Origin of the sequence: Chitinophaga sp. CCNWYY40, assembly GCF_037483205.1 — a bacterium.
Lineage (GTDB): Bacteria > Bacteroidota > Bacteroidia > Chitinophagales > Chitinophagaceae > Chitinophaga > Chitinophaga ginsengisegetis.
Map to the genome: position 1 here is coordinate 853,180 of NZ_JBBHLF010000003.1, position 23,317 is coordinate 876,496.

The window sequence follows — 23,317 nt, forward strand, 5'->3', positions numbered from 1 at the left end:
TTTAAAGTGAAATTATACGGTTACTGCCACCTTACCACCCAACAATTCCAGGTGATCATAAAATTCCGGGTAGGATTTGTTGATTGCTTCTGCATTGTCGATGATCACCGGACCGTCTGCTGTTAAAGCAGCTACAGCGCATGCCATCGCAATACGGTGGTCGTTATGTGAATGTACCTGGGCGCCTTTAATACCGGTGCCGCCGTGTACCAGCATGATGTCGCCTTCAAGGTCAATCTTAATACCCATCTTGCCAAATTCCTCCTGCAGTGTTAAACCACGATCGCTTTCTTTATGAGCCAAACGGCTCACGCCTTTTATTTTCGTAGTGCCGTTACAGTTAGCAGCCAGCGCTACCAGCGGAGGGAACAGATCGGGACAGTCGGTGGCATCTATTTCAAATGCGTTCAACCCGCCTTTTTCTATATTTACCGTAAACACGCCGGACATTAAATGTGCGCCGGCTTTTTCCAATGCTTCCAGGATAGCTTTATCTGACTGGGCAGAGGACGTGTTGAGATGCTGTACTTCTGCTTTACCGGCTACTGCCGCAGCTACCAGCAGGAATGCGGCGCCGCTCCAGTCGCCTTCCACCGTATAGTCGCAGGGGTTATACGCCTGTTTCTTTCCGAAATGGAAGGTTTCAAAATTCTTTTCTTCCACCTGAACGCCAAAGTGCGCCATCAGTTGAAGGGTTAACGCAATGTATGGTTTGCTTTTCAGATCTGTTACTGTGATGGTCACGTTTTCTGCTGCAGCACCATAGGCCATGAGCAGGCCGGTGAGGAACTGTGAGCTGAGGGAACCATCGATCGTAATATCTTTCGGATGTAACGGTCCCTGGATATGCAGGGGCAATTTACCGCCCTGTGTGGAGCATTTTACATCGAGCTGTGGTAATACGGCTTCGAAGAAATCCATCGGGCGGGTAGTTAAGCTACCGTGGCCTTCAATGGTAATGGGCAGGGACGACAACGCTGCGATGGGCGTAAACATACGGATCCCCAAACCGGATTCGCCGCAGTTGATTTCATCATAAAACGGTGCTACACCGTTGCTGGTGATTTCGAAATAGTCGTATTCCCGTTTGATTTTAGCACCCAGGTTTTCGGCTACTTCCAGTGCTGCCAGGCAATCATTGCTCAGGCCGGGATTACGGATAATGCTCTTTCCTTTTGCCAGCAAAGCCGCTGCCACAGCGCGTTGCATAGCGCTTTTGGAAGGATTGGCCGTAACCGTGCCTTTAATGATGGCTGGTGATACAGTAACTTGCATATGTATATTTCGTCTGCCTTTAATTAATTAGAAAAAAATTTACAATTCCTGCAGTAACAACTTCAGTTCTGCAATGGGAATGGGCATGGTGGTTGCTTTCCCGATCTCCTCCAGCAATACAAAATGTATTACATCTTTCTCCCGTTTTTTATCCAGTTTAAAGATGTCGAACACCGCGTCTTTATCAGAGTTAAAAGCTACGGGCAGCTGGTAATCGCTGATCAGTTTTATCAGGCGGATCGTTTGATCTGCCGGCAGGTTCATCAGCTTTTCCGAAAAACGGGTAGCTGCTACCATCCCTATGGCCACTGCTTTTCCATGCGCTATATGTTCAAGCTTTTCCACAGCATGACCGAGGGTATGACCAAAGTTGAGCCATCTGCGCGGACCGTTTTCCAGCTCATCTTCCAGTACTACTTTTGTTTTTGCTGCTACCGATTTTTCCACCAGGTATTGCAGTACTTCCACATCGCGGGCCAGTGCTTTTTCTTTGTTATTTTCGAGATAATCAAACAACGTTGCATCCATGATACACGCGTATTTGATGATTTCAGCAAAGCCGTTATGCCATTCTTCTGCCGGCATAGTGAGCGGCAGGGTATAATCGAAGAGGATAAACTCCGGCTGGCGGATAATGCCCAGCAGGTTTTTCTGTTTACCATGACTCACCCCGTTCTTTCCGCCAATGGAAGCATCTACCTGCGCCAATAATGTAGTAGGTACAAAGCCAAAAGGAATTCCACGCATGTATATGCTGGCAGCAAATCCTGCCACATCAGTGAGCATTCCGCCACCAATACCAACCAGCGTGGTTTTGCGGTCGGCTTCGTAAGAAATAAGACCATCGATGATCTTATCCACCGTAGCCATGTTCTTTAATTCTTCCCCTGAGGGCACCACAATTTTGTTCCAGTTGTGCAGATGATGACCGTGATAGTATTCTACATTTTCATCTATTACCAGTACGGCCCTGTGACGGTTTACATGATTGCCCAACTCCATCAGGCTTTCCCCTAAAAAATAGGTGGTTTCCTGTTGTTGAAACTGGTGGGTTTGTATGAGCATGGAGCGATTAGCTTTAGCTGTCAGAAAAACTACTGCCGGCTGTTGTTAGTGTCAACAGCCGGCGGCTGATGGATCTACTTATCTTCGTTCATTACTTTGTTCTGGCGGTTGATGGATTCCAGGTGAACTGCATCAAAATATTTCACGATGAAATCTTTCGTCAGGCCCAGTTTCTCACCTTTAGACACCGCGCGGTCCAGGATTTCATTCCAGCGGTTTGTTTGCAGGATGGTGATGTTATTTTCTTTCTTGTACACACCAATCTTTTCTGCAATTTTCATACGGTTGCCGAGCAACAGCATAATTTCATCATCTACCTGGTTAATCTGCGCACGCAGTTTTTCCAGTGCAGAGTTGAAATCTTTCTTATCGGAATGTTCTCTTCTCCAGGTGATACCATCCAGCAGGTCTGCTAATTTTTCAGGCGTGATCTGTTGTTTGGCATCGCTCCAGGCATTGTCCGGATCTACGTGTGTTTCCAGCATCAGTCCATCGTAATCGAGGTCAATGGCTTCCTGGGAAACTTCCTGCAGAATATCGCGGCGACCGGAGATATGTGAAGGATCGCAGATCATAGGCAGTTCAGGCATACGGCGTTTCAGCTCAATAGCCAGGTGCCACATCGGTGCATTACGGTATTGGGTGTTGCCATAGCTGGAGAAGCCACGGTGAATTAAACCTACTTTATTGATACCTGCTTTCTGGATTCTTTCCACGGCGCCAATCCACAGTTCCAGGTCAGGATTGATAGGATTCTTAATTAAAACGGTAGTGTCCACGCCTCTCAGTGCGTCGGCTACTTCCTGTACAGAGAAAGGGTTTACGGTAGTACGTGCGCCTACCCACAGAATATCCACACCGAAATGCAGCGCGTCTTCCACCTGCTTCGCAGTAGCTACTTCCACCGCCAGCGGCAGACCAGTGATTTCACGGGCTTTCTGCAACCATGCAAGACCCTTTGTACCGATGCCTTCGAAAGAACCGGGGCGGGTACGGGGTTTCCAGATACCGGCGCGTAAAACGTCCACTTTACCTGTTTTTTGCAGGGCCAGTGCGGTGGCTAATACCTGCTCTTCGGTTTCTGCACTGCAGGGTCCGGAAATGATCAACGGCTTTTTATCGGAAGACGGATCGGAGAATTTTGTTTTAGATAATATCTGTTCCATTGTCTGTACCATAGTATTGAAGTTAAGTAGATTATCAGAATTTAGTTATTTCAGGATCTTCCTGATTTTATTGGATTTTTGAATCAATTTGTAAAAGGTGTCGTAGTCTTCATTTTCCAGCAATGATTTCATCTGCTGTAACTGGCTGATATGTTCGTCCAGTACATCGAGTACATTGTTCCGGTTGTGTTTGAAGATAGGTACCCACATATCAGGAGAGCTTTTCGCCAACCGTACAGTGGATTCAAAACCACCGCTTGCCAGTTCAAAGATGCGTCCTGACTCTTTCTCTTTTTTCAACACGGTTAATGCCAGTGCGAAAGAAGTGATGTGAGAAATGTGAGATACATAGGCAGTGTGCAGGTCGTGCTCTTCTGCATTCATATACACAGTGCGCATCTGCAGCTGGTCTACCATATTTTCCACTACTTCCAGGGCGTCTTCATCACTGTTTTTCACATCGCAGAGCACCATCGTTTTATTTACGAAGAGGTTGCGTACAGCTGCATCGGGGCCGGAGTACTCGGTGCCGGCCATCGGATGGGCCGCCACAAAGCGTCCTCTGTTGGGATGACCGGCAACGAGTTGCAGTATTTTTTCTTTGGTAGAACCTACATCCATAATCACCTGGCCGGGGCGCGCTTTATCCATGATGGCAGGCAGGGCCTGCAGCACTGCATCCACCGGGATCGCCAGTATCACCAGGCTCGAGCGCTTCATGGCATCTTCCAGGCTGGCGCCTTCATCGATGATGTTCAGCTCCAGCGCCCGTTGCAGGTGCTCCTGGTTCTGATCCACCCCGATGATCCGCTCCGCCACGCCTTTTTCCTTCAGCGTGATGGCGAGCGAGCCGCCGATTAAACCCGTTCCTATTATTGTTGCAATCATTTTACGTTGGTTTTGATACGTTCTATCGCTTCCTGGAAAACTTTTTCATCCTGGCACAAACTCACCCTGATATAGCCGTTACCGTTACTTCCGAATATTCCTCCCGGAGTAATGAATACACGTGCCTTTTGCAGTATTTCATCAGTGAGCGTATAGCCGTTTTCGTTAGTAGCAGGTATTTTCGCCCAAACGAACATACCTACCTGGTTTTTATCATAGGTGCAATGCAGCAGATCCAGCAACTGAAATACTTTCTCCCTGCGTGCACGGTAAATTTTATTTAAGTCGTCGTACCAGTCTTTACCCAGCTGCAGTGCTTTTACAGCGGCCATCTGCATAGGCTGGAACATACCGGAATCCATATTGCTTTTGAAGCGCAGTACCTGTGCAATCCACTCTGCCTTGCCCACCAGCATACCAATGCGCCATCCGGCCATATTGGACGATTTGCTGAGGGAGTTCAGTTCCAGCACCACATCCTTTGCACCTTCAAACTGCAGCAAACTTTCGGGTTGCTCATTCAGGATGAAGCTGTACGGATTATCGTGGCAGATAAGGATATTATGTTGTTTGGCGAAAGCGATGAGCTTTGCGGCAAACTCCCTGTTTACTTTTGCGCCGGTAGGCATATGCGGGTAGTTTACCCACATCAGTTTCACGCGGCTCAGGTCTTTTTGTGCCAGTGCATCCAGGTCCGGCAGCCAGCTGTTCTCTTCCGTCAGGTCATAATCAACAACAGTAGCGCCACTCAGGTTCACTGCAGAGCGGTAGGTAGGGTAACCCGGGTTAGGGATCAGGGCTTCATCACCTTCCTGCAGGTAAGTCATGCAGATATGCATAATCCCTTCTTTGGAACCAATCAGCGGCAATACTTCCGTATCCGGGTTCAGGGTTACGTTGTAATAGCGTTGATACCAGTCTGCCATTGCTTTACGCAGGGCGGGAATACCTTTATAGCCCTGGTAGTTGTGCGTATTCGGCAAAGCGGCGTTCTCGTTCAATGCAGCCACCACTGAAGGATGAGGAGGCAGATCCGGGCTTCCGATACCGAGGTTGATCACCTTTGTACCGGTTTGGTTCATTTCCTCAATTTCCCTGAGCTTTTTGGAGAAGTAATATTCTTCTGTGCCTTGTAATCTTTTAGCGACCTGTATCTGCATAAAACTGATTAATGTGTTTTTCCTTTTTTATAAATACCCAGCACTTTCAGGTGTTCTGTGAGTGGTTCTATTTTCGATAATGCTTTTTCAAAGTGAGCGGCGTTATCAAATTCCATATCGGCGTGGAAGTAATAATTCCACTCTTTCGCCGGGATAGGAAAGGATTGCAGCTTCGACAGGTTGATGCCGGCCACTGCGATCTGGGTAAGCACTTTAGCCAGGCTGCCCCTGTCGTGGCTCGTTTGAAAGTATACGGATGCTTTATTGGCATCTTCCGGCGTAGCCATCGGCGTGCGGGACACGGCCAGGAAGCGGGTATAGTTATTTTTATTGGTGTGGATATTAGGCGCTATGATATCCAGTTCAAAGATTTCCGCAGCCAGTTTACCTGCAATAGCCGCTGTACTTTTCAGTTTCTTCTGTCTTACATGCTTGGCACTGAGGGCGGTATCTTCTGTTTCTACCAGTTTGATATGCGGGTATTTTTCCAGGAAATCCATACACTGCAAAAGGGCCATCGGATGGGAATGTACTTCCCTGATATCTTCCATTGTTTGCCCGGGCAGTACCATGAGGTGCTGGTTGATCTGAAGATAAATTTCACCGGTGATGTGCAGACCGGAGTTTTTAATAAGACTGTAGTTTGGTAAGATGCTACCGGCAATTGAGTTTTCGATGGCCATTATACCTGCATCCACATCGGTTTGCTGTTTTGCTTTTTTAACCAGCTCTGCAAAGGAGGCACAGCATTCTATTTCGGTTTGTTTACCGAAATACCCCTGGGCAGCAACCTGGTGAAAACATCCTTCAAACCCCTGTATGGCAATTTTCATGTGTATGTGATTGATTTTATTCAGTTATAGTTGCTACAGCAACTAGCTATTAAAAACAGAAAGGGTCCCGATCCGGGACCCTTTGCGCTGTACTTTTATATGTAAGTATGTTATTGCAAACGAGTCCCCTGCTTCTTCGCATAAAAGAAGTAAGAGAAGTAATAAAAAAAGTAATTGCCTGAAACTGGCTGTAACATATGTTTATCTGTTGTTGGCATCAGCTGGCTGTATGCCTGTTTTTGGTATTAAAAAAGGCCTTCCGGTTCCGGAAGGCCTTTTTGTAGTTCTTTTATCTTTTACAAACGACCTCCCTATTTCTGGTACCAGAAATAATAAAAGCTAAAAAAGCCGAAAGAGGTTTGCTGTATCATATTATTATTTGTTACTCGTTTTGAGTGTAGGACAAAAATACGGCACGATTTTAATTATCCAAGGGGTAATATCAAAAAATATGCTTTTTTTAATAATAAAGGTCGTTTATTGAATAACTTTCAAAGAAACATATTTCCATAATCAAAAACGGGGCATAAAAAAACCGTTCAGGCTAAGCCGGAACGGTTAATTATAAATTCTAAAGTCAGATTAGTGATGAGCAGCAGCTGAATCAACAGTTTTAGCAGCAGAATCAACAGTTGCTTTTGCAGCGTTAGCTACAGAATCAACAGTAGAAGTAGCTACCTGAGCAGCTGAATCGATAGTAGCACCAGCAGCGCTAGCAGTAGAGTCGGTACCAGTTTCAGTTTTTGCACCACCGCAAGCAACTGCGAACAGACCGAAAGACAGAGCTAAGAAACCAATTTTGATTACGTTCTTCATGTTACAATTATTTAAGTTGTTTTTGAATGATTTAACCTTTATACCGGGATCACCTAAAAGGTAACCCAAACTTTTAAAAATATTTTTTTTCGCTACTTTGGGTTACCAAATGCCTAATAACTGTATTAAGAGTGAAGCAAAATCAAGACATAACAAGAGACCGGGAATTATTGCTGGGACTGGCAAAAGGCGAGGATAAGTCATTGGAAATCATCTATTCTGAGAACTTTCCGGTGGTATTACGAATGATCCTTCAGCATAATGGCTCGGAAGACGACGCAAAAGATGTGTTCCAGGAGGCTATTATAGTATTATATGAAAAGGTACAAACCAGTGATTTTACTTTAAGCAGCAGGCTAAAAACCTTTCTTTATTCGGTTTGCCGCCATCTGTGGCTTAAAAAAGTTCACCGTACCTACGGATTATATGCTTTAACGCCTGAGCTGGAAGAAGTAATTCCGGCCGCGGAAGAACTGGAAGAACATGAGGCAAGGGATCAGGAATTCAGGATCATGGAAGGGGCAATGAGCAGTATTGGTCAACCCTGCCAAACCATCCTGGAAGATTATTATCTGCATAAAAAATCTATGCAGGAAATAGCGGAAAAGTTCGGATACACCAATGCCGAAAATGCCAAGAACCAGAAGTACAAGTGCCTGATGCGTTTGAAGAAGTTATTTTTTGATCAATACAAAACACCACTATAAGCAGAAAGCAGCCATGAAAGAAGACATGATCTTATTACGTGAAATTGAGCGTTACCTGGAAGGGGAAATGAGCGAACAGGAAAAAACTGCTTTCGAAACTTTACGTCATACCAACCCGTTAGTTAATAAACAGGTAGAAGAACACCAGCTGTTTCTGCAACACCTGGGCAATTACGGAAAACGCCAACAATTACAGGCAAAGCTTAACCAGATACATCAGCAACTGGATATGCCGAGTCTCCGCAAACAGGCACAGGAAGAAAACCAGACTGCAAGAAGATTAACCATCCGTCGCAGAACCATCACCAACCTGGCTGCCGCCGCCTGTATAGCACTGGTTACCTCCCTGTCTACCATCGCGGTAATACAGAATGTTTCCAAAAATAAATCCACTGCACAGTACGAAGATGTAAGAAGGGTACTGAATAATATTCAACGTTCCCAGAATGCCATCATCAGCGATATGAACAGCAAGAGCAGGGCCCCGTTAAACCCGGGCACCTATGGTGGTACCGGTTTCGCGGTATCCGGTAATGGCTATATCGTTACCAACTATCATGTAGTAGCCGGCGCCGACTCCGTATATGTTCAGAATAATAAAGGAGAAGCTTTTAAAGCTATCAGCATATTTGAAGATATTTCCAGCGATCTGGCTGTACTGAAGATTGCAGATTCTTCTTTTAAAAGTCAACCCCTGCCCTATGCTTTGAAACCACAAAGCGTAAAACTGGGCGAAGAAGTATTCACAATGGGCTTTCCCCGCGATGAAATTGTTTATGGCAAAGGTTATATCAGCGCCAAAACAGGTTTTAACGGAGATACTACGGCCTACCAGGTATCTATCCCGGTAAACCCGGGTAACAGTGGCGCTCCGCTGCTCGACAGCAAAGGAGATGTAGTGGGAATAGTAACCGGCAAACAAACTACCTCCGATGGTATTGCCTTTGCGGTAAAATCTGCCCACCTCAAACATCTGCTGGACGAAATGCCAAAAGATAAACAAACCCGGAAGGATTGGAACCACAAGAGCCGCCTGGAAGGAATGAACCGGGTAGATCAGATTAAGAAACTGGAAGACTTTGTATATATGGTGAAGGTGTATAATTGAACCAACGCCCATTAAAAAAAAGCGCGGGATATGTTATCCCGCGCTTTTTTTATGCCCTCTGCCTGCTTATTTCTTCAGCCAGGCTTTGTATTTATCAGTGATCCAGTACAACAAATCGTTGTTATTGATCGTCCGCATGGTATTATAATCAGGATAATTGTCCCGCATAAATAACTGGAGTGAGTCGCCTTTAAGCCCTGTTACCCGGCTTACCAGTACCGGTGTAAAGCGGGAGTCGATGTACTTTTCTTTTTCCATCTTCTCGTAATTCTCTTTAAACTGCCGTTTTTGTTTTTCTTTTTTGGAGAAACGGGTAATGGGACTAAACACGATACCAGCGCCTTCAGGAGTACTGCCACCTGCCAGTGGTTTGTTCGGATTATCAAGAATATATCCGTACTGGTTACGTCTTTCCATTGAATCTACCTGGTAAGGCGTATACTGGGAGGTGATTTCCACGCCTTTCAGGAACTTCCCGGCTGATTCCATCACCACATTGATGGTTTGAGTGCCGGAACTTTGGGTAACGATGACCGTATCCGGCTTGTAGCCTACGAAAGTAACCACGAGCCGGTCGTTGCGGGAGGCAGATATTTTGTAATACCCTCCCTGATCAGAAAGCGACCGTTTCCCGGAGTTGAGATTGCTGACTGTGGCATAGGGCAGCACCAGCTTGTTGCTATCTGAAATCATCCCGGTAACGGTTACCTGTGCCTGTACCTTCGGAGCAAATGCCATACTGAGTATACAGCCTAGTGCTATGATGCGTATGAAAACCTTCATATAAAATATAATAATTTTTACAGCTAAATCCCTTCCAATTCTTTACAAACAGATCAGTATAGACATTGTTCATCTACCCTAACGAAGTACAAATTAAAGAAAATGCCACGGTGTTTTAAAAACAAAATCCTTCCACCCAGGGGCGGAAGGATCTGTGTATTTAAAATTTCAGGTTGTACCAATCAGGCAGACTTCAGTAAATCGATCACTTCGTCCCGGCTTTTACCCAATTTCTGCTGCAGCTTTCCAATCAACTTATCTTCCTGTCCTTCTTCATATAACAGGTCATCGTCAGTCAGGTCCGCATATTTTTGTTTCAGGGTACCTTTTAATTCGTTCCACTTTCCTTTGATTTGTAACTTGTCCATAATCTTTCAATTTATATGGTGATATAATCGGGTTACTTATGAAAGTGGAAGAGCCAAAGAATATGCCATCACCTGGTTATGCTATAAAGACACCTGGATGCGGGTACTGAAAACCCTGCTTTCGCCGGCAGCCAGCTGAACCAGTCCGAGCCCGTTGTTAAAGGCATCCGGGGCGCCGCTGAGATTTTCCATAGCGATGCTGGTACGGTGCGGCGGAATGTATATCTGCAGGATGGGGTAGCTATTTTCCGGGTAGAAGGCAATGTTGATATTTTTCTTCGGATCGTGGATCGTCGCAAGCGGTTGTGGCTTTGTAAGATCCAGTACAAAAGAATTATCAAGCTCCACGCCTTTCAGCAGCTTCCCTTCAACAAATTCGGTATATGGCAATACTTTTCCGGTAGGCAGCAATTTTTCGTTAAACTCCACTATTTCTTTTGAAGCAAAGGTGAGCACCAGTTCATCTACCGGGGTACCGGTGCTGAAGTATGGATGCCAGCCATCCATCACGGGGATGGTATCGCCACTCTGGTTTACAAGGGTGGTGTTCAGCTGCAGCTCATTACCCGCGCGCAGGGTAAAGGTAGCGATACAGTCGTACGCAAAAGGATACCCTGCATCATCCGTTTGTTTAAAATGATGGGTAAGGGTTACCGATGCCTGCTGATCATCCGCCTGTTGCGCGGTCACCGTGAAGGGGGCATCGTATAGCAAGCCGTGGATGGCATTTCCGGGCGCCAATGTTTTTTGAATGGTGTAGGGCTTACCTTCCCAGGTATATTGCGCATCCTTCATGCGGCATGCGTATGGACTCAGTTTTACGCTTTTAAAGCTGGTGCGTAGATTTGCTTCCAGGTCGGCGATATCTGTATAACTATCTATCAGGTTCAGATTCCCTGTTGTGTGCTTTACCTTGAAAGCATGCAGCAGTGCGCCGTAAGAAGGAATTATTTCCACCTGCGTTCCTGTTTCGAGATCCTGGAGCGCAACGATATCAAATCCTGCCTCTTGAAAAGAATGGATGCCAAATTTCATTGTTCATTATTTTGGAAGAAAAAATAAAACATTTTGGGATTTTACTTTGGTATTATTTGATAACAGCTGTTTGTTGTTACCGGATAATACCAAGGCAAAATCCCAAAAAGTATCTTAAATGCTTGCGTTGATCAGGTTTTCCAGCCATTCCTGTTTACCGCTGGTTTGTTTGGGCTCTCCGTTTGCCAGGGCAAAATTACGGAGGTCCTCCAACGTTAGTTTACCTGCTTCAAATTCCTGTCCTTTACCACCGTCGAAAGAAGCATAGCGGTCCTGGCGGAACTTTTTATACGGTGTAGCGGTCAGTACTTTTTCCGCAACGATCGCTGCTCTTGCGAAAGTATCGATACCACCGATGTGTGCATGGAAAATATCTTCCAGGTCGGTGGAGTTACGACGGGTTTTTGCGTCGAAGTTTACACCACCGCCGGCAAATCCGCCAGCTTCAAGGATCACGAGCATACTTTCAATGAGGTCGTTGAGGTTGGTGGGAAACTGATCAGTATCCCAACCGTTTTGCGCATCCCCGCGGTTAGCGTCAATGCTGCCCAGCATCCCTGCATCTACAGCTACCTGCAGTTCGTGCTGGAAGGTATGGCCTGCCAGCGTAGCGTGATTTACTTCGAGGTTCAGTTTGAAATCTTTGTCGAGGCCAAACTGGCGCAGGAAGCCGATCACCGTGGCGGCATCGTAATCGTATTGGTGTTTGGTGGGTTCGCAGGGTTTAGGCTCTATGAAGAAGGTACCTTTGAAACCCTGTGCCCGCGCGTAATCGCGGGCCATGCCCAGGAAACGGCCCAGGTGTTCCTGTTCACGTTTCATGTTGGTATTGAGCAGGGTCATGTAACCTTCACGGCCTCCCCAGAATACGTAGTTTTCGCCGCCCAATGCGATGGTAGCATCCAGTGAGTTTTTCACCTGGGTACCAGCGTAGGCCAATACTGCAAAATCAGGATTGGTAGCAGCACCGTTCATGTAGCGTGGGTTGCTGAATACGTTGGCTGTGCCCCATAACAATTTCACGCCGCTGGCCTGTTGCTTTTGTTTGGCGTAGGCAACGATTTGCTGCATACGGCTTTCGTATTCTGCGATGTTAGCGCCTTCGTCTACCAGGTCTATATCATGGAAGCAGTAGTACGGAAGCCCCATTTTGGTGATGAACTCAAAAGCTGCGTCCATCTTATCTTTAGCGCTCTGATTGGCGTCCGGGGAAGTGAGCCACGGGAATTGTTTGGTACCCGGACCAAAGGGATCACCGCCGGTTCCGCAGAAGGTATGCCAGTAAGACACTGCAAAACGGAACAGTTCTTTCATGGATTTACCGCCGATGAGGCGGTTCTCATCATACCATTTGTAAGCCAGCGGGTTGTCTGACTGTGGTCCTTCGAACTGTATTTTACCAATCCCTTTGAAATACTCGTTGTTTCCTAATGTAATACTCATAACTAATGTGGTTTTTTAAAATGCTGGATCAACCTATATGTTTCCGTTAGTGCATCAGGGTACGAAGACCATTCAGCCAGTTGCCGTAAACATCACGGTATTGTGACTGCAGTGCGGCATCCGGCTCTATCACTGCGAGGCATTCCATACCGCGGAAAGCGTCTGCAGTACTAACATAGCCGGCTCCTATTGCGGCGCCGCGGGCGGCGCCCTGAGCACCATCTGTATTATATAATTCTATCACTACATTGGCGGTATTGGCGAAGGCTTCCCGGAACAGGGGGCTGAGGAACATGTTCGCATGTCCGGCTCTTACGCGGTGAATGCTGAGGTCCATTTCCGCCATGATGTCCATGCCATAGTTAAGGCCAAATACAATGCCTTCCTGTACGGCGCGCATAATGTGCGCACGGCTGTGGCGGTTGAACTCCAGGTTGCGGAGGGTAGCGCCGAGGCTCCTGTTTTCCAGTATGCGTTCCGCACCGTTGCCAAAAGGAAATACCTGCAGGCCCTTAGCGCCTACCGGCGCCTGTTGCGCCAGGGTATTCATTTCAGGATAGGTGATATCCCCTACCAGGTTTTTGAGCCAGCTGTTGGCAATGCCGGTACCGTTAAGACACATGAGCACACCATTTCTCGTATGGGCGTGATCGTTATTCACATGCACAAATGTATTGACACGGCTCTGCCGGTCGAAACTGTTTTTATCGTGTACAGCATATACTACGCCCGATGTACCCGCTGTGGTGGCGGCTTCTCCGGGTTGCAGCACATTGAGCGAAAAAGCGTTGTTGGGCTGATCGCCGGCGCGGTAGGTAACCGGTGTGCCGGGCGCCAGTTTCAAGGTAGCAGCTGCTGCCGCTGTGAGCTGGCCCTGGATGCCGAACGTAGGTACGATGGCAGACAGCAGTTGTTCATCTATATTATAATACTTCAGTAATGCTTTGGAAACGGTATTTTCCTCAAAGTCCCAGAAGGTACCTTCTGATAAGCCGGAGATGGTGGTGCAGGCTTCACCGGTTAATTTCATGGCAATAAAATCACCCGGCAGCATTACCTTATGAATACGTTCATAAATATGCGGTTCATTTTCCTGGATCCAGCGAAGCTTTGAGGCGGTGAAGTTACCTGGAGAATTAAGCAGGTGCTCAAGGCAATACTGTTCCCCTAGTGCTTTAAAGGCGGCATTACCAGTATTTACGGCGCGACTGTCGCACCAGATAATAGCCGGGCGCAGTACCTGTTGTTGCTTGTCCACACACACCAATCCGTGCATCTGGTAAGCAATACCTATTCCTTTGATCTGTGCAGGATCAACAGTATACCTGTTCAGCAGGATTTCCGTAGCATGAATAATTTCCTTCCACCAGCTCTCAGGGTCCTGCTCTGCCCAGTCGGCCTGGGGTACATCAATAGCCATCTCTTTTTCGGGGCAGGTGGCAGTGGCCACGCAAGCGCCGGTATCAGCATTCAGCAACGCCGCTTTGATAGACGATGACCCAATATCGTATCCTATAAAGTACATAACGCGAAAAAATTAACAATCTGAAAAAGGACCGGATATTTTACGACAGGAAAATGTCCTAAAATATCCGGATACCAAAATAATAAAATGTTCTTATTACCAGAATACAGTATACAGGGCAATAAGAATACCTACAATCAGTAAGGCGCCCACGGTAAAGCCCAGGTTGGGTTTAAACATGCTGGCGTCGATAGCCAGTCCTTTCGGATTGTTCACACTGCGTTTATCCGACAACGTAATAATGATCATACCCACCACGCACACTACAAACACCAGTCCCATACGATCAATAAAGGCCATTTCATATAAGCCGCTGTCCGGGTTTAATGCGGCAAAGCCAAACTGGTGCAAAGGCTCCAGGTTTACCCATGCCGGCATAAATTTCAGGAAGAAGGAAAGAAGCAAACCACCTATCATCGCAAACATGGCTGCGCTGGAGGTTGTCCGTTTCCAGAAAAATCCGAGGGCAAACATGGCAAATACACCGGGAGAAACAAAGCCGGTATATTCCTGGATAAACTGGAAACCACCTTTTTTATCGATACCGAGGAAGTTGGAAATCACGATGGCAATGATCATGGTAATAATTACCACGGCACGGCCTACGCCTACGATCTTCTTTTCGTCGGCATTTTTGTTATATATCTTCTTATAAATATCCAGGGAATAAATGGTGGAAATACTGTTGGCCTTACCTGCCAGGGAAGCCACTACCGCGGCTGTTAAAGCAGCAAATGCCAGTCCTTTCAGCCCCGAAGGCAGGAGGTTGAGCAGTACAGGGTAAGCATTATCCGGGTTCAGGGAACCGCCTTTCATCATGGATTGTGCGAAATCGCCGTGGTTCTGGGCATACAGTACGTAAGCCGCAATACCCGGTAATACTACGATCACCGGCATCAGGAGTTTCAGGAAGCCTGCAAACAGTAGTCCCTGGCGGGCGGTTTTCAGATCCGCACCCAATGCACGCTGTGTAATATATTGGTTACATCCCCAGTAGTTCAGGTTTACGATCCACATACCACCTATCAGCACACTTAGTCCGGGCAGATCGAGGTATTTGGGATTTTCTTTATGAAGGATCATATGGAAATGATCGCTGGCATGTTGTGTCATCAGGGAGAAGCCTTTTAATACGCCTTTCTCACCAAAATGCTCAGACACCAGCTGTAATGCCAGGTAAGTAGTGGCTAATCCGCCCAGGATAAGGAAAAACACCTGTATCACATCGGTGTAACCGATCACCTTCATCCCTCCCAGCGTAATGAGGATGGCGAAGAAGGCCAGTGCCACCATACACACATAGAAGTTTATACCGGAGATGGTGGAAACAGCGAGGGCGCCGAGATAAAGAATAGAGGTGAGATTCACTACCACATACAACAACAGCCAGAAAACGGCCATGATGGTACTTACCGTTTGATTATACCTGCGTTCCAGGAACTGGGGCATGGTATAGATCTTATTTTTCAGGTAAATAGGCAGGAAAAACACTGCTACCACGATGAGCGTAGCCGCCGCCATCCATTCGTAGGTTGAAATGGCCAGTCCCATGCTGAATCCGTTTCCGGACATCCCTATAAACTGCTCTGCAGAAATATTGGAAGCAATGAGCGATGCGCCGATAGCCCACCAGGTAAGGGAACCTTCTGCCAGGAAAAAGTCTTTGGAATCCGTTGTGGTCTTCTTCTTTTTCTGATAGATATAGTAACCATAGCCAGCCACTATTAAAAAATATACCAGGAATACCAGGTAATCAAAGATGTGTAAGGATTTTGTTTGCATAACGTTCAAACGTGGTTATAAAAAATTTAGCGGATCAATATACATAATAAATGTAAAAAATACGCTTACAAATGTTTTTTTTACGTGAAAATAAAAAACGCGAGGGCTGCCGCGGTTTACCGGGTGCTAAAACTATACATTTAAATTACTTGTCATAGTGCTTTTGTATAAAAAGAAACAATTGATACCCTTTACTTTCACAAAAGGTACCCGTGAACGCAATAAAAATACATTCCTGATTGATTTCCTTTCCTTTATGGAGATAGGAATTGTCAACTGAATGCCTGATAGCGTGGAAATAAAAAATAAATATAGAACACAGAAAACCGGGAAGCAAGTTTTTCGGCTTTAGCGGGAAAAAACATTTTGGCCAATGCCTGCCCGTAGCGGGTTATTATCAGGATTCCAATGCCATCACGGCAATATTGTCGCCGATTACAGAACCGATGGCCACGCCCATGCCTCCCATGCGCACGCCCATGATCACATTTTTCGTATGTGCCTTTACGATAGGTTGTTTTGTTTTACCAAAAGCCATGATGCCGGTCCACCTGTCGGCCACCGCCACTTCACGGCCCGGGAGTATTACGTTATGCAGCAATACTTCCAGCTCGTGCTGGATCCGGTCGTTAAACCGGAAGTTGGTGGAAGTTTCGCCGGCAAAGTCGAGCTGACGGCCACCGCCCAGCAGTACTCTTCCTTCCAGTTCCCTGAAATAATAATATCCTTCTTCCATGTGGAAAACGCCTTTAAAGGGCAGGTCTTTTACCGGCGTGGTAATGAGTACCTGTCCCCTGCCGGGCACTACATCTTCCTCCGGGAGCAGCCGGCGGGTAAAGGCATTGGTGCAGATGAGCACTTTGCGGGCGGAGAAAGTAATGTCTTCTTCCAGGGTATGATGCGGCACTATAACGTTTACACCTGTATGAAAATCGTCTATTGTTTTTACGGTGCAGCCGGTTTTAATTTCCACTCCTTTTAACAGGGCGGTGTCAATGAGCGCCCGCATCATTTTACCGGTATGTAATTCCCCCTCAAAATTATTGCGGATGAGTGCTTTTACATAGCCGGGGGCAAAACCGAAAACAGGGAGGCCGTCGTTTGCCAGGGTAAATGCGGGTTCCCCGTTGAAGAGTTCTGCCAGGATGTGGTTTACTTCCGGGAGCTGGTGCAGCGCCCATTCTTCAGAGGGGCCAATCAGTTCATGGCTGCCGTTTTCCCCGTAGCCGATAGTGGCGTCGCCGAGGCGGCTGCGCAGCAGGCGTAAGCCCTGCAGGCGCAGATTGACCAGGTTCCTCACCGCTTCCACGGACATCGTTTGCAGATCAGTCAATATTTCGGTGAGGCTACCGATACAGGCAAAGCCGGCGTTTTTGGTACTGGCGCCGGTGGGTAGAATGTCTCTTTCCAGCACCAGTACCCGGCTGCCGGGCGCTCTTTCTTTCAGGCTGATGGCGGCCGACAAGCCAACGATACCGCTGCCGATAATGATATAGTCGTATTGCAGCAGGCTTTCCTTCTCCCAGAAACTTAACATACTTATTATTTATACAGTGCCTACAGATCCGCCATCTACCCGGAAAACCGCGCCAGTGATAAAAGAGGCGTGATCAGAAGCCAGGAAGGCCACTATGCTGCCGGTTTCTTCCGGGGTACCGGGGCGGCCCAATACCTGGTAAGGACGGTTTTGTTTCAGGAATTCTTTGGCGGCATCGGCGATGGAAATATTTTTTTCTTTTGAGATGCCTTCCAGCATTTCATCTACCAAAGGTGTTTTGATAAATGCGGGTGAAACAGTGTTTACCAGGATATTGTCTTTTCCGTAGTTCTGCGACAATGTTTTGGAATAGTTATTCAACGCGGCTTTTGTAGCATTGTAATGGCCCATGTTGGGATCCGGCTGTTCCGCATTTTCGGAGGAGATATTGATGATCCTGCCACCGCCCTGCTTTTTCATATGCGGTATTACCAACTGGGTGAGTGCAACCAGACCGAAGAAATTGACTTCAAACACCTGGCGCCACTGACTCATACTGATGGTATCCAATGGTCCGAAGGCATCAATGCCGCCGGCGTTGTTTACGAGGATATCGATATGCCCCAGCTGCTGCACCGTGGTGTTAACCAGCCGCTGCAGGTCCGCTTCTTTCGTCATATCTGCTACTACCGCCAGCACATCCTTTCCCTGCAGCCGGAACATGGCGGCTGTATCTTCCAGTTCATCCGCATTACGGGCGGTGATCACTACTGTAGCCCCTTCCTGCAGCAAAGACGCTGCGATGCCTTTGCCTATGCCTTTACTGCCACCGGTAACGATGGCTACCTTTCCTTTTAAGTTAAGCTCCATGATCTTATTATTTTACACCAAAAATAAAAACAGGCGATCCGTTTATTACTGTATAAGTTATTGAAAAAACAGTAAAAAGAGCCGTTTTAAACGGGCAGGTATCCGGATAGTACAAATTATGTAGCTTCGGGGGACTAAAGTTTTACACCATGATTGCAACAAAAGCTTATGCTGTGCAGGATGCTGCATCGCCATTGGGTCCCTGGAATTTTGAGCGCAGGGAGCCCGGTCCGCATGATGTGCAGATCGAAATCCTTTACTGCGGGGTATGCCACTCGGATATACACCAGGTGCGGAATGAGTGGGGCAATTCCATTTACCCGATGGTTCCCGGCCATGAAATAGTGGGGCGTATCACCAAAGTCGGCGATCATGTCACGAAATTCAAGGTGGGCGATCTGGCCGGGATAGGTTGCTTTGTAGATTCGTGCCGGCAGTGTGACCCATGCAAATCCGGCGAGGAGCAATATTGTGTAACCGGTGGCGCCAGTACGTACAACGGTTACGAAATGGATAGAAAAACACATACTTATGGCGGATACTCCACCCATATTGTAACAGATGAAAACTATACGCTGAAAGTTTCTGATAAGTTACCGCTCGATGGCGTAGCACCGCTGTTATGCGCCGGCATTACCACTTATTCCCCCCTTCGCCACTGGAAAGTAGGCAAAGGCCATAAAGTGGCAGTAGTGGGTTTGGGTGGTCTTGGTCACATGGCAGTAAAGCTCGCCTCCTCTATGGGCGCCGAGGTAACTATGCTGAGCACCTCTCCTTCCAAAGAAGCGGATGCCCGCCGGCTGGGAGCCCATCATTTTGCGCTGATGACAGATAAAGAGCAGGTAAAGCAGCTCCGCAATAAGTTCGATTTTATCATCAACACTATTTCTGCCCCGCATGATTACACCACTTACTTAAACCTTTTGAACCTCGATGGCGTGATGATTTGCCTGGGAGTGCCTCCGGAACCTTCCGTGGTACCGGCTTTCAACCTGATCATGGGACGCAGGAGCATTGCCGGGTCATTGATCGGCGGTATCCGTGAAACGCAGGAAATGCTGGATTACTGTGCAGAACATAATATTACCAGCGATGTGGAAGTAATTAATATCAAAGATATCAATACTGCTTATGAGCGGATGCTGAAAGGCGATGTGAAGTACCGGTTTGTAATTGACATTGCGAGTTTAAAATAAGTGAACCGGATTTTATTTTACGCCCGCCCCGGTGAACCGGGGCGGGCGTTTTTTTGTTATGCAGTTGTTAAGCAGGATTTGCTCTTTGGTTTTGTTGGTATATTAGTCACTATCCCTAAATTCCCCGTCATGTCGAGTACTACTACCTCAAAGAACCGCAACAGGTACCGGCGCCTGCATCTAATCACAATTGGTATGGTTGTCATCACCATTGCCGGAATTTTGCTATACTCATTTCTTAACCAGCACAAGGGTATACCGGATGTTGCTGCTGATCTGCATTTCGCGGTAATGCCCGAAGAAGATACCAGTATAGGAAGATGTGCACAATACCCTATAGGTGCCATAGAGCTGCAAAAGCTATATCTGGCGAATGATCCGGTAGTGGCAGAAAAGTATACGAATGAAACGGTATATCTAAACGGTATTTATATTGGTACGGGTATTAATCCAATGGGCACTGCCTATATGATCCTTAAAAGCAGTGACAGATCCCATTCCATTAAATGCTTTCTGCAGAACAAAGAAGATATCAATTTAACGAAGGGAAGCCCGGTTTTCCTGAAAGGCTATTGCAGGGGGCTGATCTGGGATCTCAAAATTGAGGAATGTGAATTACTGGATTTTCCGGTGGTAGCGTCACAAAAAAAATAGCGCGCCCATTTTATGGACGCGCCTGATTTTTATACGAGATACCCGAACAGGCTGTCATCTTTATTCAGTTCGGTGATCTGGAAATTATATTTCTGACAATTGGCAATCAGTTTATCGTAGTCTTCGCGGTGCCTCAATTCCACACCTACCAGTGCCGGGCCTATTTCCTTATTATGTTTCTGGATATATTCAAACCGGGTGATATCATCATCCGGGCCAAGTATATCATTCACAAATTGTTTCAGGGCTCCGGGACGTTGAGCAAAGCGTACAATAAAATAGTGTTTCAATCCTTCATACAGGAGTGAACGTTCTTTTATTTCCTGCATGCGGTCGATGTCGTTGTTACTGCCGCTGATAACGCATACTACTTTTTTCCCTTTGATTTCTGCTGCATGGTCGTCCAGTGCCGCGATGGACAAGGCGCCCGCGGGTTCTACCACAATAGCATCTTCATTATATAACCGGAGGATGGTGGAACACACTTTTCCTTCGGGTACCAGGTGCATTTTATCCAACACATCTTTACAGATTTCGTAGTTGAGGGTACCTACTCTTTTAACAGCGGCGCCATCTACAAAGCGTTCTATTTCATCGAGGGTAACGGGGCCGCCGTTTTCCAGTGCGCGGAGCATGGAGGGCGCGCCTTCCGGTTCCACGCCGATGATGCGGGTATTGGGGCTGTAAGTTTTGAAATAGGTGCCGAGGCCGGCGGCAAGTCCGCCGCCACCAACGGGTACAAAAAGAAAATCGATAGCGGACTGGTCTTCCAGTATTTCCACTGCCACTGTACCTTGTCCTTCAATTATTTTCGGGTTATCGAAAGGAGGGATAAAGGTCATGCTGTTTGCTTTTGTGAAAGCCTGGGCTTCCACAGAGCAATCGTCGAAGGTATCTCCTACAAGGCGGATTTCTATGTGATCGCCGCCAAACATATTTACCTGGTTAACTTTTTGTTTTGGTGTGATCACGGGCATAAACACCACGCCTTTTATATTCATGGCTTTACACGCATAAGCGAAGCCCTGGGCGTGATTACCGGCGCTGGCGCAGGTAACGCCTTTGGCCAGCAGTTCGGCGGGCAGGCTGCTGATGAGGTTATAGGCGCCGCGCAATTTATAAGAGCGTACAATCTGCATATCCTCTCTTTTCAGATATACGTCGCAGTTATAACGCCGGGAAAGGTTGGCGCTATACATCAGCGGAGTGCGGGTGACGATTGGTTTCAGTTTCACTGCCGCGTCCAGGATATTCAGGGAATTGACACTACTCATTACTTCAGACATAAAATGTAATTAATACAAATGGCAAAGCATTTTCGGGATTATCGAAATCATGGAACCTGTATTCAGTATTGGAAAGATGTATTCTTCCGTACTAAATACGAGCGCCAATAATTTCAATAATTCGAAAATGCTTTGCCATTGTAATGTATAATATTAGCTATTAAGCGTTGTTAGGACGCAGCTTACGTACAGCCGCACCTGCCTGCCACATTTCGCTTTCGCGGAGTTCTTTCAGTTCTTCGTTCAGTTTTTCGCGGTAGTCCGGAGTGCTGTTGGAAGCGATAGAACGGGCAGCTTCTTTACCTGCAGCAACGCTGGCATACAGTTCATCAAATACAGGCTGGGTAGCAGTTTTGAACTTCTTCCACCAGTCGAGCGCACCGCGCTGAGCAGTAGTAGAGCAGTTTGCATACATCCAGTCCATACCGTTTTCTGCTACCAGTGGCATCAGTGACTGAGTGAGTTCTTCTACTGTTTCGTTGAAAGCTTCAGAAGGTGAGTGACCATTCTTACGCAGTGTTTCGTATTGAGCAGCGAAGATACCCTGGATACAACCCATGAGAGAGCCGCGTTCGCCGGTAAGATCGGAGTAAACTTCTTTTTTGAAATCTGTTTCAAACAGGTAACCGGAACCAACGCCGATACCCAGTGCTACTACGCGTTCTTTAGCGCGGCCGGTAGCGTCCTGGAAAATAGCGTAGCTGGAGTTCAGACCCTGACCAGCCAGGAACAGGCGGCGCAGTGAAGTACCGGAACCTTTTGGAGCTACCAGGATTACGTCTACATCAGCAGGAGGAATAATACCGGTTTGCTCTTTATAGGTAATACCGAAACCGTGGGAGAAGTACAGTGCTTTACCAGGAGTCAGGTGTTGCTTTAAAGTAGGCCACAGGGTGATCTGTCCGGCATCAGACAGCAGGAACTGAAGAATAGTACCTTTCTGAGCTGCTTCTTCGATATCGAATAAAGTTTCACCAGGAACCCAGCCATCAGCAACTGCTTTATCCCAGGTTTTGGAATTTTTACGTTGACCTACAATAACATTAAAGCCATTGTCTTTCAGGTTCAGTGCCTGGCCAGGACCTTGTACGCCATAACCAATAACTGCAATCACTTCGTTCTTCAGCACTTCCCTTGCTTTTTCCATAGGGAATTCTTCTCTGGTTACTACTTGTTCGAGTACCCCTCCAAAATTGATGGTTGCCATGTGTTGTTTTTTTAGCTTTTAGCTACTAGCTGTTAGCTATTAGCTGAGGTGTGATTTGAATGAATAATGATTAAGATGTCAGCTGCCGGCGGCTGGCCGGCAGCCAGTTATTTGCTGAAAGCACGCGGCTAAAGGCCGGGCGCTTCCTGTGTATGTAATTCTTTCAGGTGTTCGTGGAAACGGCGGCTCCATTTTACAATGGCAACCCTTCCGCTCTTGGTGTACTCTATCAGGCCGTATGGCTCCAGTTTCTTGATAAAATCCGTCAGCTCCTGCTGATGACCTGTTTTCTCGATCACAAAATAATCTGCGGTGATCGTCAGGATACGCGCATTGTTTTCACGTATCAGTCTTTCGATATCACCTGTATGTAACGACCGGGTAGAAATCTTGTACAACGCCAGCTCCTGGTATACCACTTCATCTTCTTCATGCACAAAAGCGCGGTGAATTTCAATCAGTCTTTCTATCTGTCCAACTACCTTATCCAGCTTCTCACGTGTAGACATCACCGTTATTACAAACTTATACACACCCGGAATTTCTGTTTCAGCGGTGGTTAAGCTGGTGATATTGATGCCCCTGCGGGTAAATATGATGGTGATACGGTTGGTTATACCTATACGATCTTCCGTATATACCGTTACTGTATATTCTTTTTGCATATACCTGT

22 protein-coding genes are annotated in these 23,317 nt (G+C 46.9%); 4 read left to right on the forward strand and 18 right to left on the reverse strand.

Annotation, left to right across the window (positions count from 1 at the left end):
* Window positions 1-12: 12 nt before the first annotated feature.
* The 7 genes from aroA to V7S65_RS13945 form a co-directional block, all read right to left on the reverse strand.
* Complete coding sequence (gene aroA / locus V7S65_RS13915; protein WP_079470467.1) at window positions 13-1,275, reverse strand: 3-phosphoshikimate 1-carboxyvinyltransferase; 1,263 nt, start codon at window positions 1,273-1,275, stop codon at window positions 13-15.
* Between the two features lie 39 nt (window positions 1,276-1,314).
* The gene (gene aroB, locus V7S65_RS13920) at window positions 1,315-2,340 is read right to left on the reverse strand and encodes a 3-dehydroquinate synthase (protein ID WP_079470468.1); all 1,026 of its coding nucleotides are present in this window, start codon (window positions 2,338-2,340) and stop codon (window positions 1,315-1,317) included.
* 74 nt (window positions 2,341-2,414) lie between these two features.
* Window positions 2,415-3,518, reverse strand: a complete 1,104-nt coding sequence (locus V7S65_RS13925) for a chorismate mutase (protein WP_227024498.1) — start codon at window positions 3,516-3,518, stop codon at window positions 2,415-2,417.
* 33 nt (window positions 3,519-3,551) lie between these two features.
* A complete protein-coding gene (locus tag V7S65_RS13930) occupies window positions 3,552-4,394 on the reverse strand; it encodes a prephenate dehydrogenase (RefSeq protein WP_111577727.1) in 843 nt (280 codons plus the stop codon).
* Window positions 4,391-5,554 carry a pyridoxal phosphate-dependent aminotransferase gene (locus V7S65_RS13935; RefSeq protein ID WP_111577728.1) on the reverse strand — a complete coding sequence of 388 codons (1,164 nt, stop codon included), beginning with the start codon at window positions 5,552-5,554 and terminating at the stop codon, window positions 4,391-4,393. The genes V7S65_RS13930 and V7S65_RS13935 overlap by 4 nt, the downstream gene beginning before the upstream one ends.
* A gap of 8 nt (window positions 5,555-5,562) precedes the next feature.
* Window positions 5,563-6,387: a prephenate dehydratase gene (locus V7S65_RS13940; protein WP_079470471.1), complete on the reverse strand. Its 825-nt coding sequence runs from the start codon at window positions 6,385-6,387 to the stop codon at window positions 5,563-5,565.
* 582 nt (window positions 6,388-6,969) lie between these two features.
* Window positions 6,970-7,203 carry a hypothetical protein gene (locus tag V7S65_RS13945; RefSeq protein ID WP_079470473.1) on the reverse strand — a complete coding sequence of 78 codons (234 nt, stop codon included), beginning with the start codon at window positions 7,201-7,203 and terminating at the stop codon, window positions 6,970-6,972.
* A 131-nt stretch (window positions 7,204-7,334) separates the two neighbouring features.
* Here V7S65_RS13945 and V7S65_RS13950 point away from each other — a divergent pair, with 131 nt between their 5' ends.
* Both V7S65_RS13950 and V7S65_RS13955 read left to right on the forward strand, forming a co-directional pair.
* The gene (locus tag V7S65_RS13950) at window positions 7,335-7,910 is read left to right on the forward strand and encodes an RNA polymerase sigma factor (protein ID WP_079470474.1); all 576 of its coding nucleotides are present in this window, start codon (window positions 7,335-7,337) and stop codon (window positions 7,908-7,910) included.
* Window positions 7,885-9,018: a S1C family serine protease gene (locus V7S65_RS13955; protein ID WP_336386747.1), complete on the forward strand. Its 1,134-nt coding sequence runs from the start codon at window positions 7,885-7,887 to the stop codon at window positions 9,016-9,018. Before V7S65_RS13950 ends, V7S65_RS13955 begins: the two co-directional genes overlap by 26 nt.
* Window positions 9,019-9,084: 66 nt before the next feature.
* On the opposite strand, the gene V7S65_RS13960 is transcribed toward V7S65_RS13955, so the two are convergent.
* From V7S65_RS13960 to V7S65_RS13995, 8 genes are all read right to left on the reverse strand, one after another.
* Window positions 9,085-9,801: a carboxypeptidase-like regulatory domain-containing protein gene (locus V7S65_RS13960; RefSeq protein ID WP_079470476.1), complete on the reverse strand. Its 717-nt coding sequence runs from the start codon at window positions 9,799-9,801 to the stop codon at window positions 9,085-9,087.
* Between the two features lie 182 nt (window positions 9,802-9,983).
* Window positions 9,984-10,169 carry a CsbD family protein gene (locus V7S65_RS13965; RefSeq protein WP_079470477.1) on the reverse strand — a complete coding sequence of 62 codons (186 nt, stop codon included), beginning with the start codon at window positions 10,167-10,169 and terminating at the stop codon, window positions 9,984-9,986.
* An 81-nt stretch (window positions 10,170-10,250) separates the two neighbouring features.
* On the reverse strand, window positions 10,251-11,204 hold the full coding sequence (locus V7S65_RS13970; RefSeq protein WP_336386746.1) for an aldose 1-epimerase: 954 nt from the start codon (window positions 11,202-11,204) through the stop codon (window positions 10,251-10,253).
* 114 nt (window positions 11,205-11,318) lie between these two features.
* Window positions 11,319-12,647 carry a xylose isomerase gene (xylA, locus tag V7S65_RS13975; protein WP_336386745.1) on the reverse strand — a complete coding sequence of 443 codons (1,329 nt, stop codon included), beginning with the start codon at window positions 12,645-12,647 and terminating at the stop codon, window positions 11,319-11,321.
* Between the two features lie 46 nt (window positions 12,648-12,693).
* On the reverse strand, window positions 12,694-14,172 hold the full coding sequence (locus tag V7S65_RS13980) for a xylulokinase (protein ID WP_111577732.1): 1,479 nt from the start codon (window positions 14,170-14,172) through the stop codon (window positions 12,694-12,696).
* Window positions 14,173-14,268: 96 nt separating this feature from the next.
* Window positions 14,269-15,954 (reverse strand): sodium/sugar symporter, encoded by a 1,686-nt coding sequence (locus tag V7S65_RS13985; protein ID WP_079470481.1) that lies wholly within the window; start codon window positions 15,952-15,954, stop codon window positions 14,269-14,271.
* Window positions 15,955-16,351: 397 nt separating this feature from the next.
* Complete coding sequence (locus V7S65_RS13990; RefSeq protein ID WP_336386744.1) at window positions 16,352-17,491, reverse strand: NAD(P)/FAD-dependent oxidoreductase; 1,140 nt, start codon at window positions 17,489-17,491, stop codon at window positions 16,352-16,354.
* Window positions 17,492-17,500: 9 nt separating this feature from the next.
* Window positions 17,501-18,301, reverse strand: a complete 801-nt coding sequence (locus V7S65_RS13995) for an SDR family NAD(P)-dependent oxidoreductase (protein ID WP_336386743.1) — start codon at window positions 18,299-18,301, stop codon at window positions 17,501-17,503.
* 149 nt (window positions 18,302-18,450) lie between these two features.
* Here V7S65_RS13995 and V7S65_RS14000 point away from each other — a divergent pair, with 149 nt between their 5' ends.
* Together V7S65_RS14000 and V7S65_RS14005 are read left to right on the forward strand one after the other, a co-directional pair.
* Complete coding sequence (locus V7S65_RS14000) at window positions 18,451-19,497, forward strand: NAD(P)-dependent alcohol dehydrogenase (protein ID WP_079470484.1); 1,047 nt, start codon at window positions 18,451-18,453, stop codon at window positions 19,495-19,497.
* Window positions 19,498-19,626: 129 nt separating this feature from the next.
* Window positions 19,627-20,151: a hypothetical protein gene (locus tag V7S65_RS14005; protein ID WP_133256157.1), complete on the forward strand. Its 525-nt coding sequence runs from the start codon at window positions 19,627-19,629 to the stop codon at window positions 20,149-20,151.
* Window positions 20,152-20,180: 29 nt separating this feature from the next.
* Here V7S65_RS14005 and ilvA read toward each other — a convergent pair whose 3' ends face one another.
* The 3 genes from ilvA to ilvN form a co-directional block, all read right to left on the reverse strand.
* Window positions 20,181-21,437: a threonine ammonia-lyase IlvA gene (gene ilvA / locus V7S65_RS14010; protein ID WP_079470485.1), complete on the reverse strand. Its 1,257-nt coding sequence runs from the start codon at window positions 21,435-21,437 to the stop codon at window positions 20,181-20,183.
* A gap of 160 nt (window positions 21,438-21,597) precedes the next feature.
* Complete coding sequence (gene ilvC / locus V7S65_RS14015) at window positions 21,598-22,644, reverse strand: ketol-acid reductoisomerase (RefSeq protein WP_079470486.1); 1,047 nt, start codon at window positions 22,642-22,644, stop codon at window positions 21,598-21,600.
* A gap of 128 nt (window positions 22,645-22,772) precedes the next feature.
* Window positions 22,773-23,309 carry an acetolactate synthase small subunit gene (gene ilvN / locus V7S65_RS14020; protein WP_079470487.1) on the reverse strand — a complete coding sequence of 179 codons (537 nt, stop codon included), beginning with the start codon at window positions 23,307-23,309 and terminating at the stop codon, window positions 22,773-22,775.
* Window positions 23,310-23,317 lie beyond the last annotated feature (8 nt).

Bases quoted from the DNA above. Each gene is read 5' to 3' on its own strand.
- aroA (WP_079470467.1), bottom strand. From the start codon at position 1,275: ATGCAAGTTACTGTATCACCAGCCATCATTAAAGGCACGGTTACGGCC.
- aroB (WP_079470468.1), bottom strand. From the start codon at position 2,340: ATGCTCATACAAACCCACCAGTTTCAACAACAGGAAACCACCTATTTT.
- V7S65_RS13925 (WP_227024498.1), bottom strand. From the start codon at position 3,518: ATGGTACAGACAATGGAACAGATATTATCTAAAACAAAATTCTCCGAT.
- V7S65_RS13930 (WP_111577727.1), bottom strand. From the start codon at position 4,394: ATGATTGCAACAATAATAGGAACGGGTTTAATCGGCGGCTCGCTCGCC.
- V7S65_RS13935 (WP_111577728.1), bottom strand. From the start codon at position 5,554: ATGCAGATACAGGTCGCTAAAAGATTACAAGGCACAGAAGAATATTAC.
- V7S65_RS13940 (WP_079470471.1), bottom strand. From the start codon at position 6,387: ATGAAAATTGCCATACAGGGGTTTGAAGGATGTTTTCACCAGGTTGCT.
- V7S65_RS13945 (WP_079470473.1), bottom strand. From the start codon at position 7,203: ATGAAGAACGTAATCAAAATTGGTTTCTTAGCTCTGTCTTTCGGTCTG.
- V7S65_RS13960 (WP_079470476.1), bottom strand. From the start codon at position 9,801: ATGAAGGTTTTCATACGCATCATAGCACTAGGCTGTATACTCAGTATG.
- V7S65_RS13965 (WP_079470477.1), bottom strand. From the start codon at position 10,169: ATGGACAAGTTACAAATCAAAGGAAAGTGGAACGAATTAAAAGGTACC.
- V7S65_RS13970 (WP_336386746.1), bottom strand. From the start codon at position 11,204: ATGAAATTTGGCATCCATTCTTTTCAAGAGGCAGGATTTGATATCGTT.
- xylA (WP_336386745.1), bottom strand. From the start codon at position 12,647: ATGAGTATTACATTAGGAAACAACGAGTATTTCAAAGGGATTGGTAAA.
- V7S65_RS13980 (WP_111577732.1), bottom strand. From the start codon at position 14,172: ATGTACTTTATAGGATACGATATTGGGTCATCGTCTATCAAAGCGGCG.
- V7S65_RS13985 (WP_079470481.1), bottom strand. From the start codon at position 15,954: ATGCAAACAAAATCCTTACACATCTTTGATTACCTGGTATTCCTGGTA.
- V7S65_RS13990 (WP_336386744.1), bottom strand. From the start codon at position 17,491: ATGTTAAGTTTCTGGGAGAAGGAAAGCCTGCTGCAATACGACTATATC.
- V7S65_RS13995 (WP_336386743.1), bottom strand. From the start codon at position 18,301: ATGGAGCTTAACTTAAAAGGAAAGGTAGCCATCGTTACCGGTGGCAGT.
- V7S65_RS14000 (WP_079470484.1), top strand. From the start codon at position 18,451: ATGATTGCAACAAAAGCTTATGCTGTGCAGGATGCTGCATCGCCATTG.
- V7S65_RS14005 (WP_133256157.1), top strand. From the start codon at position 19,627: ATGTCGAGTACTACTACCTCAAAGAACCGCAACAGGTACCGGCGCCTG.
- ilvA (WP_079470485.1), bottom strand. From the start codon at position 21,437: ATGTCTGAAGTAATGAGTAGTGTCAATTCCCTGAATATCCTGGACGCG.
- ilvC (WP_079470486.1), bottom strand. From the start codon at position 22,644: ATGGCAACCATCAATTTTGGAGGGGTACTCGAACAAGTAGTAACCAGA.
- ilvN (WP_079470487.1), bottom strand. From the start codon at position 23,309: ATGCAAAAAGAATATACAGTAACGGTATATACGGAAGATCGTATAGGT.